We start from the raw sequence: 13,925 nt of genomic DNA on the forward strand, positions 1-13,925 counted from the left end.
AATGCTGCACAGTGGAACGCCAGGCGGTCCGTTGCCGGGGAAGCGGAGGCAGGGGATCATCGGGGCGAGGGGGATCGGCGATGGCGGACGGATCGGCGGGAAATGCGCCTCGGGTGGCGCTCGCTGCGCTGAATGCGATGTCGGCGGAGGGCTTCGCAGCGGCGTTGGAAGGCATCTTCGAGCACGCCCCCTGGGTTGCCACCCGGGCCGCCCCGGCGCGGCCTTTCGCCAGCGTGGCGGCCCTTCACGCCGGGCTGATGGCGGTGCTGCGGGGGCTGGATGAGGCGGAGCGGGTTCGCTTCCTCAACCTGCATCCGGAACTGTCGGCGGGCGCCCTGCCAATGGGGCTGACCGCCGCCTCGCGTGAGGAACAGGGCGGCGCGGGTCTGGCCGCAGCCGGTACGGAGGAACTAGCACGCCTGAACGCCGCTTACCGCGCGTGCCACGGCATCCCCTTCATGATCTGCCTGCGCCGGCACACGGCGGCCGACGTTCTCCGCGAGTTCCGCGCGCGGCTTGGCCGGCCAGTCGCAGAGGAGCGGGCGAAGGCGATGGAGGAGGTTGGCCATGTGTCACGGTTCCGGCTGGCGGCGCGGGTGGAAGCGCCGGACGCCGAGCCCCCGCGCGCCACGATCCGGCTGCGCGCCCTGGACGAGGCAGGCGCGCCCGTCGCGGGTCTACGTCTGGCACTGCGGGTGGAGAGCGCCGTCGCCGGCGAGTGGACAACGGACGCAGCAGGGGAGACCGGCCCCCTGCTGGCGGGCGAGGCTCCCAAGATCGGGCGCTACGCCATCCTGACCGATGGCGCGGCGCTGCCCTTCGAGGTGGCCAATCCCGCGGCCGACCTCGCCCTCCGCCTGCAACGCGCGGCGGAGGGCTGGCGGCTGGCCCTCTAGCCGTTCACCACGTCGCCACCGTTCGGGTGCAGCACCTGGCCATTGATGTAGGAGCTGTCCGCGTTCGAGGCGAGGAAGATGTAGCTCGGCGCGACCTCGTCCGGCTGCCCCGCGCGGCCCATCTTGGCGGAGGCGCCGTGCTCGGCGGTCTTCTCGTCGGTGAAGCTGGCGGGGATCAGCGGCGTCCAGATCGGGCCGGGCGCCACGCCGTTCACGCGGATCTTCCGCTTCTCGAAGAGCTGCTGCGACAGGCTGCGCGTGAAGGCGAGGATGGCGCCCTTCGTGCTCGAATAGTCGATCAGCTGCGGGCTGCCCTTATAGGCTGTGACGGAGGTGGTGTTGATGATCGCACCCCCCTCCGGCATGTGCGGCAGCGCGTTCTTGGCAACCCAGAAATAGCCGAGGATGTTCGTGCGGAAGGTGCGCTCGACCTGGGCCTCGTCGATCGTGGCGAAGTCCTCGTTCGTGTGCTGCTCGGCAGCGTTGTTCACCAGCACGTCAATGCGCCCGCCGAGGAAGCCCGCCGCGCGCGTCACGGCGTCGCGCACGAAGGCGGCGTCGCCCACGTCGCCGGCGATGCTCTCGCAGCGGCGCCCAGCGGCCTCGATGAGCCGCTTCGTCTCGGCGGCGTCCTCGTGCTCGTCCTTATAGAGGATGACGACGTCCGCGCCCTCCTTGGCAAAGCCGATCGCCACCGCGCGCCCGATGCCGGAATCGCCGCCGGTGACGAGCGCCTTCTTGCCCTCCAGCTTGCCCGAGGCCCGCCAGTTCTCCATCGAGGATTGCGGGCGGGGCGTCATCTCCGCCTCGATGCCGGGCTGGTGCTCCTGGTGCTGCGGCGGCTGGGGAGTCTTCTGGTCGTCGGGCATGCGCCGGGTCCTTTCGGGCTGGCCGGAAGAACGGGAGGCCGAAGCCGCAGTTTCGTTTGCCAGAACGCCCAGCACCATTAACCGGTTGATCAGTCCTTCCTGGCAGTCTCCGGCCGCATGAGCACGCAGACAGTGCAGGCCCTGGCGCCGCGAACGGGCCGCGCCGTGAAGGCGGTCGCCAAGACGGCGGATTTCAAGGGCGCGCTGGCCCGGGCCCAGGCGCCCTTCGTGCCGGTGCGGGCAGCGGCGGCCGCCCGTCCGACCGAGGCGACCCGCGCGGCAGGACCGGATGCGGCCTTCCGCAACCGGATCGCGGCACAGGAGAGCGCGGCCGCCGGCTGGGGCGCGCGCAACGCCGCCTCCGGGGCGCTCGGCCGCTACCAGTTGTTGCCCGTCGCGCTCCGCGACATCGGCTGGCAGGACGCCTCCGGCAATTGGACCGAAAGGGCCGCGGCGGCGGGGGTGCGGAGCGAGGCCGATTTCCTCGCCAACCCCTCCGCGCAGGAGGCGGCGATGGGGCAATACCTCGCACGGACGGAGCGGCAGTTGAGCGCCAACGGGGCCCTGGGTGCCGCCGGGCGGACGGTGAAGGCGAGCGACGGCCAGCCCGTGACGCTCACGGAGGCCGGCCTCGTTGCCGCCGCCCACCGCCGCGGCGCGGGCGCGGTGGCGCGCTGGCTGGAGCACCGAACCCGCACGCCGGACGCCCCGGTGCCCGAGGCCAGCCGCGCCGCCTTCGCGGGGGTGGAGCGGCGGCTGCGGGACTTCTCGGACCTCTCCTACGCCGCGCGGGCGGGGGTCAGCCCTTCCGCATGAACAGCACGGGCATGGAAAGCCCGCCCGGAAGCGCCCGCTCGCCCGGCCGGTCGGCCACGTAGCCGAGGCTCTCGTAGAAGGGCACCGCGTTGAGATAGGCGCGCAGCATGAAGCGCGCGCAGCCGGCCGCCCGCGCCCGTTCCTCGGCGGCACGCACCAGGCGGGTCGCCAGCCCCTGCCGGGCCGCCCTGGGATGGACGAAGACCTTGCGGATGCGGCCGAGGCCGTCCCCCTGCCCCAGCCAGCCGGCGCTGCCGAGGATCGCCCCCTCCCCCTCCGCCACCCAGACATCGCTCTCGGCGACCTCGGACGCGTAGGTCGGTTCCCGCAGCATCGCGTCGTAGGCCGGAGCGAGAGCGGGCGGATAGGCTGTGGCGAGCGCCGCAAAGGAGGCGGACTGCATCGCGACCAGGGCGGGCATCTCCCCCGGTCGCAGGGGGCGCAGGATCGCGCCGGGGGTGGAAGGGTTCATCGCGGGCTCCTGAACTCGACCCGGCGGACGGGCGGGCGCAGGATCGAGGGATGTGGAAGGGCCGCCAAGGTCCGGAATTGTGAAAGAGGAGCGCTGGATGAGCCGGATTGCCATGACTCTCGGACGCCGCGGCCTGGGAGCGCTGGCAGGCGGGCTGCTCGCGGCGCCGGCGGTGCACGCGCAGGCGGCCTTCCCTAACCGGCCGATCCGGGTGGTGATCGCCTTCGCGGCCGGCGGCAACTCGGACACGATGTCCCGGCTGATCCAGCCGAAGCTGTCGGAATTCCTCGGCCAGACGGTGGTGGTGGAGAACCGCACGGGCGCGGGCGGCGCACTGGCCGCGGGGCAGGTCATGCAGGCGCCGGCTGACGGGCACACGCTGCTCTTCGACGCGGCCTCCTTCATTATCGCCCAGTTCATCAACCGCAACCTGCCCTTCGACTACGAGCGCGACTTCACCCCGGTCGGGATGGTGGCGGAGGTGCCCTATATCCTGGCGGTGCCGACCTCGACCGGGATCACGGACCTGAAGGGCTACCTCGAGAAGGCGCGGGCCACGCCGGGCGGCATGCCCTATGGCTCGCCGGGCGTGGGAAACACGGGGCATCTGGCGGGCGCCCTGCTGTCGCACCGCTCCGGCGTCCGGATGGAGCACATCCCCTATCGCGGCGGCGCGGAGGTGGCGCGGGACCTGGCGGGGAACACGCTGCCCTCCGGCTACCTCTCGGCCAATTCGCTGCAACCGGTGATCGATGCCGGGAAGGCACGCCCGATCGCGCTCACCTCCGGTGTCCGGCGTGGGGGGATCGAGGGAGTACCGACGATCGCGGAATCCGGCTTCCCCGGCTTCGACCTGACGAGCTGGAACGCGATGTTCTGCCGCACGGGTACGCCCGAGCCGATCCGGAGGAAGCTGGAGGAGGCGGTGGAGTTCGCGACGAAGGACGAGGAGGTGCGGCGGCGCCTCGCCGCCATGGGCGCCTCCGCCGTGCCGGCGGATGCCGAGGGGCTGGCCCGGCGGCTGGTGAGCGAACGGGAGGTGGTGAAGGGGCTGATGCGGGATACCGGCATCAGCTTCGGGTAGAAGCAAGGCTGGGGGAGTGAACTCCCCCAGGCCCCCTCCTTCTTCTTTCCAGAAGAAAAAAGATGGGGGTTCGGGGGAATTCCTTCCCCCGACCTTCCTTGGCTTACTTCAGCCGACGATCTCGTGGCCGGCGAAGAAGAAGGCGATCTCGGTCGCCGCGTTCTCCGGGCTGTCCGAGCCGTGGACCGAGTTCGCCTCGATGCTCTCGGCAAACAGCTTGCGGACGGTGCCCTCGGCCGCGTTGGCGGGGTTGGTGGCGCCCATGATCTCGCGGTGCTTGGCCACCGCGTCCTCGCCCTCGAGCACCTGCACGACCACGGGGCCGGAGGTCATGAAGGAGACGAGGTCCTTGAAGAAGGGCCGCTCCTTGTGAACGCCGTAGAAGGTCTCGGCCATGGACTGGGTCATCTGGATGCGGCGCTGCGCAACGATCCGGAGGCCCTTCTCCTCGAAGACAGCGTTGATCTTGCCGGTCAGGTTCCGGCGGGTCGCGTCGGGCTTGAGGATGCTGAAGGTGCGCTCGATGGCCATGGTGGCGGGTTCCCTTGGTTGGTCAGGGGGCCGGTAGCGGCGCCGGGCGCTCTCGGCAAGGGGGGTCAGCGGGAGGGGGTCGGGGGGAAGTCGCTCCGCGCGACCCGCAGCAGGGCGTAGCCGAGCAGCCCCGAGAGGAAGGAGCCGCCGAGGATCCCGATCTTGGCCTCCGCCTGCAGCATCTCGTTGCCCGGGAAGGCAAGGAGGGTGACGAAGAGGCTCATCGTGAAGCCGATCCCGCAGAGAAGGGCGGTGCCGAAGAGCTGCGTGCGGCTGGCATAGGCCGGCATATCCGCGAGGCCGAGGCGGATGGCCAGGGTCGCCGCGGCGAAGACCCCGATGGCCTTGCCGATCAGCAGGCCGAGCCCGACGCCCAGCGTGACCGGCGCCGCCAGGGCCTCGGCGGGCAGGTTGAGGAAGGGCACGCCCGCATTCGCCAACCCGAAGACCGGCACGATGATGAAGCTGACGGGAACGGCGAGGGCGTGTTCCAGCCGGTGGAGCGGACTCAGCGTCTCGTCGTCCGGGGCAGCGACGCGGTGGCGGAGCGGGATGGTCAGGGCCAGGAAGACCCCGGCCAGGGTGGCGTGCACGCCCGAGCGCAGCATCAGCACCCAGAGCACGGCGCCGAGCGCCAGATAGGGCCAGAGCTTCAGCACGCCGAAGCGGTTCATCGCGGCCAGGACCGCGATTACCGCGGCGGCCGCGGCGAGGTCGGGCACCGAGAGGCCGCCGGTGTAGAAGACCGCGATGATGGCCACGGCGCCGAGGTCGTCGATGATGGCCAGCGCCGCCAGGAACACCCGGAGCGAGGCCGGAACGCGCTTGCCCAGCAAGGAAAGGACGCCCAGGGCGAAGGCGATGTCGGTCGCGGTGGGGATGGCCCAGCCATGCGAGGTGGCGGCTGGGTTGAGCAGCAGGAAGACGACGGCCGGTACCAGCATCCCCCCGGCGGCGGCCAGGCCCGGCAGCGCGCGCCGCGGCCAGGTCGCGAGTTGCCCGTCGATGGCCTCGCGCTTGATCTCCATGCCCACGAAGAGGAAGAAGAAGGCCATCAGCCCGTCATTGATCCACTCCGCCATCGGCAGCGGGCCGAGATGGGCGTGCAGCACCGCCTGGTAGGCACCGTTCAGCGGCGTGTTGGCGATGACCAGCGCGAGGGCGGCCGCCCCCATCAGCACGAGCCCGCCGGAGGATTCCGCCTCCAGAAAGCGGCGGAGGGCGCTCGTCGGCGCGTGGCGGGGCTCGGCCATGCTCGTTCCTTCTCTTCGTCGGCCCCGGCCTAGCACGCGCCACACCACCCGCAAGGGCCGCCCTTCCGGCGCACGGCAGCGCTGCGTTGCACAACGGATCGTTCCAACGGGGCCCCGGGCGGTATAGAAGCCGTGTCATGACCGTCCTCGCCCTTCGCGACCTGACCATCCGCATGGCCGGCCGCACCCTGCTGGACGGCGCCAACCTTCAGCTCGACCCCGGCCGCAAGCTGGGGCTGGTGGGGCGGAACGGCGCCGGGAAGTCCACGCTGTTCCGCGCCCTGACCGGCGCCCTCTCGCCCGATGGCGGCGAGGTCCGCATCGCGGCGCGGGCGCGCATGGCCCATGTGGCGCAGGAGCAGCCGGGGACCGACGTGTCGCTGATCGATACTGTGCTGGCGGCTGATACCGAGCGCGCGGCGCTGCTGGCCGAGATGGAGCACGGCGATCCCGCCCGCGTGGCAGAGGTGCAGGAGCGGCTGATCGCGATCGGCGCCGACGCCGCGCCCGCGCGCGCCGGCGCGGTGCTGGCGGGCCTCGGCTTCGACGGCGCGGCGCAGCTCCGCCCGGTGCGGGAGTATTCGGGCGGCTGGCGGATGCGCGTGGCGCTGGCCTGCGCACTCTCGCTCGAGCCCGACCTGCTGCTGCTGGACGAGCCGACGAACCACCTCGACCTCGAGGCAACGATCTGGCTGGAGGGCTGGATCAAGCGCTTCCCGGGTGCGGCCATCATCATCTCCCACGACCGGGAAGTGCTGGACGAGTGCGTGGACAGCATCGCCCATCTCGACCGCGGCAAGATCACGACTTATCCGGGCGGCTACTCCGAGTTCGTGCGCATCCGCACGGAGCGCATGGCCCAGCAGGCCGCGGCTAACGTGAAGATCATGGCCGAGCGCGCCCATATGCAGGCCTTCGTGGACCGCTTCCGCGCCAAGGCGAGCAAGGCGCGGCAGGCGCAGTCCCGCATCAAGGCACTGGAGAAGCTGCCGCCCGTGATGGCGACGGTGGAGGACGGGCCGACGCGCTTCGAGTTCCCCGACCCGGTGGAGGTCGCGCCGCCGATCCTGACGATGTACGGCGCCTCCGTTGGCTACGGGAACCGCACCATCCTCAGCGGCCTCGGCCTGCGCCTGGACCAGGAGGACCGCGTCGCGCTGCTCGGCGCCAATGGCAACGGCAAGTCCACGCTGGCGAAGCTCATCGCGGGCAAGCTGGAGCCGAGCTCGGGCGAGGTCCGGCGCACGCCGCGGCTGAAGATCGGCTATTTCGACCAGCATCAGGCGGAAGCGCTGGACCCTAACGGCACCCCGCTCTCCCATATGCAGGCGGTGATGCCCAAGGCGACGATCACCCAGGTGCGCGGCCAGCTCGCGCGCTTCGGCCTCGACGTGGACCGGGCGACAACGAAGATCAGCGACTGCTCGGGCGGTGAGAAGGCGCGGCTGCTGCTGGCGCTCACCACGCGGGACGCGCCGCAGCTCCTCATCCTCGACGAGCCGACGAACCACCTCGACATCGACGCGCGCGAGGCGATGGTCCGCGCGCTGGCCGAGTACAAGGGTGCCGTCGTGATCATCACCCATGACCCGCACATGGTGGAGCTGGCTGCGGACCAGCTCTGGCTGGTGGCGGACGGGCAGGTAAAGCCTTTCGACGGCGACCTCGCCGACTACCGCGCCTGGCTGGCCGGCCGCGCCCGGGACGCGCGCAGCGAGGCCCGCGCCGCGGCGCGGGGCGAGGCGGATGCGCCCGCCAAGCCCACCGCGGCCAGCCGCGCGGCGGCCCGGGCGGCACTGGCGCCGATCAAGGAGCGCGTACGCGAGATCGAGGCGCGGATGGAGAAGCTGAAGCTGGAGGACCGGCTGCTGGAGAAGAAGCTCTCCAACACCGAGACCTACGCGCGCTTCAAGCCCGCCGATATCGCCTGGGCGAACACGCGCCGCGCCGCCATCGCCGCCACGCTGGAGAAGCTGGAGGAGGAGTGGCTGGAGCTCTCGGAGAAGCTGGAGGCGGCCTGAGGGCCGCCCCTGCCACAAGCGGCGGGCTGGTCCTCAGGCCGGGCGGCGCGCCTGCACGCCGGCGGCACGCTCCGCGCGCACCCGGTTCACCACCATGCGGTCGTGCAGCTGCGCGATGGTGGTCGAGCCCGTGCGCGTGAACAGGAACGGCAGCAGCGCGTGCACGAAGCAGGCGAGCGAGCCGACCAGCATGCGCCAGCCGAACCAGGCGGCGGTGTGCATGTGTTCCGTATAGGTCTCGCCCACGGAGGCGGGGTGGTCCGTGAAGGAAGGGGTCGGCATGGGCGTCGGCTCCTCGGGCACTCGGCCGATGATAGGCGCCTCCGCCCGGCAAGGGATTGCGTTCCCTGCCCACTTTCCGGAAGATCGCGCGATCCTATGCCCGGATCAGTCAGTTTGGAGCAAAATTTTACCCCGCTCGACGGGTTCGATCGCAAGATCCTCGAATGCCTGCAGGAGGACGCGACCCTCTCGGTCGCCGAGGTGGCGCAGCGCGCGGGCCTCTCCCCCTCCCCCTGCTGGCGCCGCATCCGGCGGCTGGAGGAGGAGGGGGTGATCCGCCGGCGCGTGGCCCTGCTGGATGCCGCGAAGATGCGCGTCGGCGTCACGGTCTTCGTCACCATCCGTACCAACCGGCACAGCATGGACTGGGCCGAGCGCTTCTGCCGGGCGGTGAGCGCCATCCCGGAGGTGCTCGAATTCCACCGGATGAGCGGCAGCGTGGATTACCTGTTGCGCGTGGTGGTGCCGGACATCGCGGCCTATGACGGCGTCTACAAGCGGCTGATCGAGATGGCGGACCTCTTCGACGTGAGTTCCAGCTTCTCGATGGAGCAGATCAAGTACACGACGGCACTCCCCACGGGCTACGCCCCGTGAGCCGCGACCTTTTCGGCGAGGTGCCGCGGGGGCCCGGACCTCTGGGCGCGCCCGTGCCCGGCTCTATGCTGGCGCGGCTGATCGACGGCCCCGTGGCGCCCGGCCGCCTCGCCTGGATCGGCCTGCGCCCGGCCCGGCGGGCGCCGATGCGGGTCGTGGAGACCGCCATCGTCGAGGAAGGCCAGGCCTGGTGGGGGATCGTTTCTCCAGCAGCCGCAACGGCGCGCGGCAGGTGACGATCGCCTCGGCCGAGCAGCTTCGGGCCATCGCCGGCTATCTCTCAGCGGCCGAGGTCGCGCCGGAGCGGCTGCGACGGAACCTGGTGGTGGAGGGCATCAACCTCTCGGCCCTGCGGAACCGGCGCTTTCGGGTGGGCGAGGCCGTGCTGGAATACTCGGGCGACTGCCATCCCTGTTCGCGCATGGACGAGGAACTCGGCCCCGGCGGCTACAACGCTGTGCGCGGCCATGGCGGCATCACCGCGCGGGTGCTGGAGGGCGGCACGATACGGCGGGGCGATGCGGTGCTGCGCCTGCTGGACACCCCACCTGACGGGACCGGGGTTCTGCCCTAGCCTGCGCCTCGGGGCATGCGCCGGCCGGGCGCCATGCCCGGCAAGAGGGGAAGCGCGCATGAACAAGCTGGGCCGGATCGCAGTGCTGGACGACTACCAGGGCGTTGCCCTCTCCTTCGGGGACTGGGGCGCGCTGGGCGTGCCGGTGGATGTGTTCCGCGACACCATCAAGGACCCGGAGGCCCTAGTCGCGCGGCTGCTGCCCTATGACGCCATCGTCCTCATGCGCGAGCGGACGCCCTTCCCGCGAAGCCTGATCGAGCGGCTGCCGAACCTGAAGCTGCTGGTCACTACCGCCGGGCGGAACAACTCGGTGGATGCGGCCGCGCTGAAGGAGCGCGGCATCACCTTCTGCGGCACCCCCGGCACCACCTCCCCCACCTCCGAGCTGACCTGGGGCCTCATCCTCGCCCTTCTGCGCGATATCCCCGGCCAGGACCGCGCGCTGCGCGAGGGGCGCTGGCAGACGGTGGTCGGCCAGGGGTTGGAGGGGCGGACGCTCGGCATCATCGGGCTGGGCAAGCAGGGGCAGCGCATCGCGCGCGTCGCACGCGCCTTCGACATGCGGGTGCTCGCCTGGAGCACGAACCTGACGGAGGAGACGGCGCGCGCCGCCGATGCCACGCGCGTGGACAAGGAGGCGCTGCTCCGGGAATCCGATGTCGTGACGCTTCACCTCGTGCTTTCGGAACGATCCCGGAATACGATCGGCGCGGCGGAGCTGGGGCTGATGAAGCGGTCGGCCTATCTCGTGAACACCTCACGTGGCCCGCTCGTCGATTCAGCGGCGCTGGCCGAGGCGCTTCGCGCGGGCCGGATCGCGGGGGCGGCGCTCGACGTCTACGACGAGGAACCGCTTCCGGCGGGGGCCGACATCGCCTCCCTGCCCAACACGGTGCTGACGCCGCATCTCGGCTACGTCACGCGCCAGAACTACCAGCATTTCTACGGCGGCGCGCTGGAGGCGCTGAGGGCATGGATGGCGGGACAGCCGGTGCGGGTGATCTGAGGCAGAGCGCCGCGCGCGCTCCCCAGGCGGCGCCGGACTTCGCGGAGATGTTCACCCCGAAGCTCGTGACCGTGCTGCGGGAGGGCTACGGGCTGGCCGGGCTGCGGGCAGATGCCGTCGCGGGCCTCACCGTCGCGATCGTCGCGCTGCCGCTCTCAATGGCCATCGCCATCGCCTCGGGGCTGGGACCGGACCGCGGGCTCTACACTGCCATCGTCGGCGGGTTCCTCGTCTCCCTGCTCGGGGGCAGCCGCTTCCAGATCGGCGGGCCGGCGGGGGCCTTCATCGTGCTCGTCGCGGTGACGGTCGCGGCCCACGGCGTGTCGGGGCTGGTGCTGGCCACGCTGCTCTCGGGTCTGATCCTGATGGCCATCGGCCTCCTGCGGCTGGGTACCTTCATCAAGTACATCCCCTATCCCGTGACGGTCGGCTTCACCGCGGGGATTGGCGTGATCATCCTGGCGAGCCAGGTGAAGGACTTGCTGGGGCTGACGCTCGCGCACGAGCCTGGCCCGCTGTTGCCGAAGCTGGCGGCCCTCGCGGGAGCCCTGCCGACGCTCAACCCGGCGGCGGTGGTGCTGGCGGCGCTGTCCATCGCCGTTATCCTCGTCCTGCGTCGGCTGCGGCCGAACTGGCCGGACTTCCTCATCGCCGTCGCGCTGGCGGCGGCGCTCGCCTGGGGGCTTGGCCTGCCGGTGGAGACCATCGGCACGCGCTTCGGCGGCATCCCGCAATCCCTGCCCGCGCCCAGCCTCCCTCCGATGGGTTGGGCGGAGGTCTCGGCCGTGCTGCCGGCGGCCCTCTCCTTCGCCCTGCTCGGCGGGATCGAGAGCCTCCTCTCCGCTGTCGTCGCGGACAGCATGAGCGGGCGGCGCCATCGCTCGAACGCCGAGTTGGTGGCGCAGGGGGTCGCGAATATCGGCTCCGCCCTCTTCGGTGGCTTCTGCGTCACCGGCACCATCGCGCGCACGGCGACGAACGTGCGCTCCGGCGCGCGCGGGCCGGTCTCGGGCATGCTGCACGCAGTGTTCCTGCTCCTCTTCATGCTGCTGGCGGCGCCACTGGCGGGCTTCATCCCCCTGGCCGCGCTGGCCGGCCTGCTGGCGATCGTCGCCTGGAACATGGCGGAGCGGCACGCGATGGCGGCGCTGGTCCGGGCCTCGCGCGGGGATGCCATCGTGCTCCTCGCCACGCTGCTGCTCGTGGTGTTCCGCGACCTGGTCGAGGGCATCCTCATCGGCTTCGGCATCGGTGCCCTGCTCTTCCTCCATCGCATGGCGCAGGCGGTGCAGGTGGAAACCGGGCGGCCGCTGGTGGAGGCGGACCAGCCGGATGGCGAAGGCCGCGAGGCCTACGACGCTGCGCTGGCGAGCGACCCCGACATCGCGGTGATCCGCATCTCCGGCGCCTTCTTCTTCGGCGCCGCGGCGGAGGTGGGAGCGGCGCTGGACCGGGTGGGAGCGCAGCCGCGGGCCTATGTGATCGACGTCTCCGCCGTCGCCCTGCTCGATTCGACGGCGGCCGCCACGATCGAGGGCTTCGCGCGGAAGGCACGGCGCGCGGGCACGCCCGTCTTCCTGGCTGGCGCGACGCCGCCGATCCGCCGGGTGCTGCGGACCCACGGCGTGCGCCCGCCCGTGGTGCGCTTCCGCGCCGGCCTCGCCGAGGCGGTGTCGGCAGCGCGGGAAGAACTCGGCCTCAGCGCGCCGCCAGGTAGGCCCGCCATCCTCCATGCGACGTGATCTCGGGCGCGCCCACCAGCCCTGAGGGCTCCGCGAGGAAGCCGAGACAGGGCCCGCTCTCCAGCACCACCGTCCCGAAGCCCAGCGGCGGCGGAACCTGGGCCAGCAGCGGTCCGATACCGGCGGCGGGGACCGCCCAGACCTCGCCCTCGATGGAGGCACCGCCCTCCCCGTCCCGGATGAGGCCGGGCCGGTTGCCCAGCGCGTAGAGGCGGTAGCCCGGCGCCGTGCGGTCCCGCCGCAGGAAGCGCCCGCCGAGCGCCGTCACCTGCCCGTTCAGCGGCAGGCCCGACATATGCGCGCCGATGCAGAAGAGGGGGATCTCGCCCGCCTCCACGCCGGCTGCGGGCGCGGGCGGCGGGGTGGCCTCCCCGGTGGCGCCGAGCGGCAGCCCCGCCGCGTGGTGCAGGGCGGCGCCCACGGCGCAGAGCCGCGCCTCCGCGAAGGCGGGGGCGATGAGGGTGATCCCCGCGGGGCGCTTGTCGGCGCGGAAGCCGGAAGGCAGCGCCAGCGCCGAGAGGTCCAGCAGGTTCACGAAGTTCGTGTAGGTGCCGCAGCGGCTATTCGCCGCGATGGGCTCGGCGGCCAGCGTCTCCAGCGTCGGGATGCCCGGCGCGGTCGGCACCGCCAGCAGGTCGAAGCGGGTGAAAAGGGCGCGGGAGAGAAGGCGGGTACTCGCCACCGCGTGGAAGTCGTCGAAGGCGTCCACCGTCAGCCGGGAGAGGCCGCCCTCCAGGATGATGCGGGTGGTGGGGTGAAGCGAGCCCGGATGGTTCTCCACCATGTCCCGCAGCGCCGATGTACGCTCAGCCACCCAGGCACCGTCGTAGAGGCGGCGGGCAAGGGCGAGAAAGGGGGCGATGGACACCCGCTCAAGCACCGCGCCCAGCCCTTCCAGACGGGAGAGGGCGGCGCGGAACAGGGCCTCGTCGTCGGCGGTGTCGAAGAGAAGGTCCGCGTCTTCGGGCACGGCGACGCGGAGCGCGGGGGGCAGGCCGCCACCCGTCGCGCGCCAGCCGGCAGGGGCGGCGCGGGAATAGGGGTCGGCCGCGTCGGGTCCGGCCAGGGCGTCCAGAACCGCCGCGGCCTGCTCCACGGTCAGCGCAAAGACGGAAACGACGTCGAGCGAGCGGCAGGCGGGCACCACGCCGCGGGTCGGCACGAGGCCGAGGCTGGGCTTCAGCCCGACGATGTTCTGGAACATCGCGGGCACGCGGCCGGACCCAGCGGTATCGGTGCCCAGCGAGAAGGCGGCGATGCCGGCCGAGACCGCGCTGGCCGAGCCGGAGGAGGAGCCGCCGGGCACGCAGGCCGCGTCCACCGCGTTGCGCGGCGTACCATAGGGGCTCCGCACCCCGACCAGCCCCGTCGCGAACTGGTCGAGGTTCACCTTGCCCAGCAGGACCGCCCCGGCCGCGCGCAGGCGGGCGACGGCCGGCGCGTCCTCCGCCGCCACGTAGGTGAAGTCCGGGCAGGCGGCCGTGGTCGGCAGGCCGGCCGCTTCGATATTGTCCTTGATGACATAGGGGATGCCGTAGAGCGGGCGGCCCATAGGCCCCTCCGCGGCCAGGCGCGCGGCCTCGGCCATCACCTCGGCCGCGGGGATGCGGTGGATGAAAAGCGCCGGGTCCGCCCAGGCCTCGATCCGGTCCAGCGCGGCGCGCGCCGCCGCCTCCGGGCCTTCAGCCCGCGCCAGATCCCACAGCATCGCGTTCCCCCAAGCAGAAATGGCCCTTGGCCCGTCATCTTGTGATTTAGCAAGACCTGGGCCGCCCCTGC

General features: G+C 71.9%; 15 protein-coding genes. 9 read left to right on the forward strand and 6 right to left on the reverse strand.

Annotation, left to right across the window (positions count from 1 at the left end; genetic code table 11):
* Window positions 1-80 precede the first annotated feature (80 nt).
* Window positions 81-896 (forward strand): 2-oxo-4-hydroxy-4-carboxy-5-ureidoimidazoline decarboxylase, encoded by an 816-nt coding sequence (gene uraD, locus BO39_RS31310; RefSeq protein ID WP_084698304.1) that lies wholly within the window; start codon window positions 81-83, stop codon window positions 894-896.
* Here uraD and BO39_RS20465 read toward each other — a convergent pair.
* Window positions 893-1,765 carry an SDR family oxidoreductase gene (locus tag BO39_RS20465; RefSeq protein WP_043836972.1) on the reverse strand — a complete coding sequence of 291 codons (873 nt, stop codon included), beginning with the start codon at window positions 1,763-1,765 and terminating at the stop codon, window positions 893-895. The genes uraD and BO39_RS20465 overlap by 4 nt on opposite strands.
* A gap of 117 nt (window positions 1,766-1,882) precedes the next feature.
* Here BO39_RS20465 and BO39_RS20470 point away from each other — a divergent pair, with 117 nt between their 5' ends.
* Window positions 1,883-2,581: a hypothetical protein gene (locus BO39_RS20470; RefSeq protein WP_043836917.1), complete on the forward strand. Its 699-nt coding sequence runs from the start codon at window positions 1,883-1,885 to the stop codon at window positions 2,579-2,581.
* Here BO39_RS20470 and BO39_RS33685 read toward each other — a convergent pair.
* On the reverse strand, window positions 2,565-3,053 hold the full coding sequence (locus BO39_RS33685; protein ID WP_052402357.1) for a GNAT family N-acetyltransferase: 489 nt from the start codon (window positions 3,051-3,053) through the stop codon (window positions 2,565-2,567). The two genes, BO39_RS20470 and BO39_RS33685, sit on opposite strands and share 17 nt — an antisense overlap.
* 97 nt (window positions 3,054-3,150) lie before the next feature.
* On the opposite strand from BO39_RS33685, the gene BO39_RS20480 reads away from it, so the two are divergent.
* A complete protein-coding gene (locus BO39_RS20480) occupies window positions 3,151-4,137 on the forward strand; it encodes a Bug family tripartite tricarboxylate transporter substrate binding protein (protein ID WP_052402358.1) in 987 nt (328 codons plus the stop codon).
* Window positions 4,138-4,245: 108 nt separating this feature from the next.
* Here the strand turns inward: BO39_RS20480 and ndk are convergent, their stop codons facing one another.
* Both ndk and nhaA read right to left on the reverse strand, forming a co-directional pair.
* Window positions 4,246-4,668, reverse strand: coding sequence for a nucleoside-diphosphate kinase (gene ndk, locus BO39_RS20485; RefSeq protein ID WP_043836920.1), 423 nt, complete (start codon window positions 4,666-4,668; stop codon window positions 4,246-4,248).
* A gap of 65 nt (window positions 4,669-4,733) precedes the next feature.
* Complete coding sequence (nhaA, locus tag BO39_RS20490) at window positions 4,734-5,921, reverse strand: Na+/H+ antiporter NhaA (RefSeq protein ID WP_043836922.1); 1,188 nt, start codon at window positions 5,919-5,921, stop codon at window positions 4,734-4,736.
* 137 nt (window positions 5,922-6,058) lie between these two features.
* Here nhaA and BO39_RS20495 point away from each other — a divergent pair, with 137 nt between their 5' ends.
* Window positions 6,059-7,942, forward strand: coding sequence for an ABC-F family ATP-binding cassette domain-containing protein (locus tag BO39_RS20495; RefSeq protein WP_043836924.1), 1,884 nt, complete (start codon window positions 6,059-6,061; stop codon window positions 7,940-7,942).
* 33 nt (window positions 7,943-7,975) lie between these two features.
* On the opposite strand, the gene BO39_RS20500 is transcribed toward BO39_RS20495, so the two are convergent.
* Window positions 7,976-8,224 (reverse strand): DUF6356 family protein, encoded by a 249-nt coding sequence (locus BO39_RS20500; protein WP_043836926.1) that lies wholly within the window; start codon window positions 8,222-8,224, stop codon window positions 7,976-7,978.
* A gap of 114 nt (window positions 8,225-8,338) precedes the next feature.
* Here BO39_RS20500 and BO39_RS20505 point away from each other — a divergent pair, with 114 nt between their 5' ends.
* From BO39_RS20505 to BO39_RS20520, 5 genes are read left to right on the forward strand one after another with little or no spacing between them, the layout of a single operon-like run.
* A complete protein-coding gene (locus tag BO39_RS20505) occupies window positions 8,339-8,821 on the forward strand; it encodes an Lrp/AsnC family transcriptional regulator (RefSeq protein ID WP_043836928.1) in 483 nt (160 codons plus the stop codon).
* Window positions 8,818-9,057 (forward strand): hypothetical protein, encoded by a 240-nt coding sequence (locus BO39_RS33995; RefSeq protein ID WP_211257495.1) that lies wholly within the window; start codon window positions 8,818-8,820, stop codon window positions 9,055-9,057. The genes BO39_RS20505 and BO39_RS33995 overlap by 4 nt, the downstream gene beginning before the upstream one ends.
* Window positions 9,012-9,395 carry an MOSC domain-containing protein gene (locus BO39_RS20510; RefSeq protein WP_211257496.1) on the forward strand — a complete coding sequence of 128 codons (384 nt, stop codon included), beginning with the start codon at window positions 9,012-9,014 and terminating at the stop codon, window positions 9,393-9,395. Before BO39_RS33995 ends, BO39_RS20510 begins: the two co-directional genes overlap by 46 nt.
* 58 nt (window positions 9,396-9,453) lie before the next feature.
* Window positions 9,454-10,404: a D-2-hydroxyacid dehydrogenase family protein gene (locus BO39_RS20515; RefSeq protein ID WP_043836930.1), complete on the forward strand. Its 951-nt coding sequence runs from the start codon at window positions 9,454-9,456 to the stop codon at window positions 10,402-10,404.
* Window positions 10,371-12,146 (forward strand): SulP family inorganic anion transporter, encoded by a 1,776-nt coding sequence (locus tag BO39_RS20520; protein ID WP_052402360.1) that lies wholly within the window; start codon window positions 10,371-10,373, stop codon window positions 12,144-12,146. The genes BO39_RS20515 and BO39_RS20520 overlap by 34 nt, the downstream gene beginning before the upstream one ends.
* Here BO39_RS20520 and atzF read toward each other — a convergent pair.
* Window positions 12,103-13,854 carry an allophanate hydrolase gene (atzF, locus tag BO39_RS20525; RefSeq protein ID WP_043836932.1) on the reverse strand — a complete coding sequence of 584 codons (1,752 nt, stop codon included), beginning with the start codon at window positions 13,852-13,854 and terminating at the stop codon, window positions 12,103-12,105. The two genes, BO39_RS20520 and atzF, sit on opposite strands and share 44 nt — an antisense overlap.
* Between the last annotated feature and the right edge of the window lie 71 nt (window positions 13,855-13,925).

It is taken from the genome of Roseomonas aerilata DSM 19363 (assembly GCF_000711725.1).
GTDB lineage: Bacteria > Pseudomonadota > Alphaproteobacteria > Acetobacterales > Acetobacteraceae > Roseomonas > Roseomonas aerilata.

Coding starts and splice junctions, on each gene's coding strand:
- BO39_RS20495 (WP_043836924.1), top strand. CDS start 6,059: ATGACCGTCCTCGCCCTTCGCGACCTGACCATCCGCATGGCCGGCCGC.
- BO39_RS20515 (WP_043836930.1), top strand. CDS start 9,454: ATGAACAAGCTGGGCCGGATCGCAGTGCTGGACGACTACCAGGGCGTT.
- BO39_RS20465 (WP_043836972.1), bottom strand. CDS start 1,765: ATGCCCGACGACCAGAAGACTCCCCAGCCGCCGCAGCACCAGGAGCAC.
- atzF (WP_043836932.1), bottom strand. CDS start 13,854: ATGCTGTGGGATCTGGCGCGGGCTGAAGGCCCGGAGGCGGCGGCGCGC.
- BO39_RS20470 (WP_043836917.1), top strand. CDS start 1,883: ATGAGCACGCAGACAGTGCAGGCCCTGGCGCCGCGAACGGGCCGCGCC.
- BO39_RS20500 (WP_043836926.1), bottom strand. CDS start 8,224: ATGCCGACCCCTTCCTTCACGGACCACCCCGCCTCCGTGGGCGAGACC.
- nhaA (WP_043836922.1), bottom strand. CDS start 5,921: ATGGCCGAGCCCCGCCACGCGCCGACGAGCGCCCTCCGCCGCTTTCTG.
- uraD (WP_084698304.1), top strand. CDS start 81: ATGGCGGACGGATCGGCGGGAAATGCGCCTCGGGTGGCGCTCGCTGCG.
- BO39_RS20480 (WP_052402358.1), top strand. CDS start 3,151: ATGAGCCGGATTGCCATGACTCTCGGACGCCGCGGCCTGGGAGCGCTG.
- BO39_RS20520 (WP_052402360.1), top strand. CDS start 10,371: ATGGATGGCGGGACAGCCGGTGCGGGTGATCTGAGGCAGAGCGCCGCG.
- ndk (WP_043836920.1), bottom strand. CDS start 4,668: ATGGCCATCGAGCGCACCTTCAGCATCCTCAAGCCCGACGCGACCCGC.
- BO39_RS33685 (WP_052402357.1), bottom strand. CDS start 3,053: ATGAACCCTTCCACCCCCGGCGCGATCCTGCGCCCCCTGCGACCGGGG.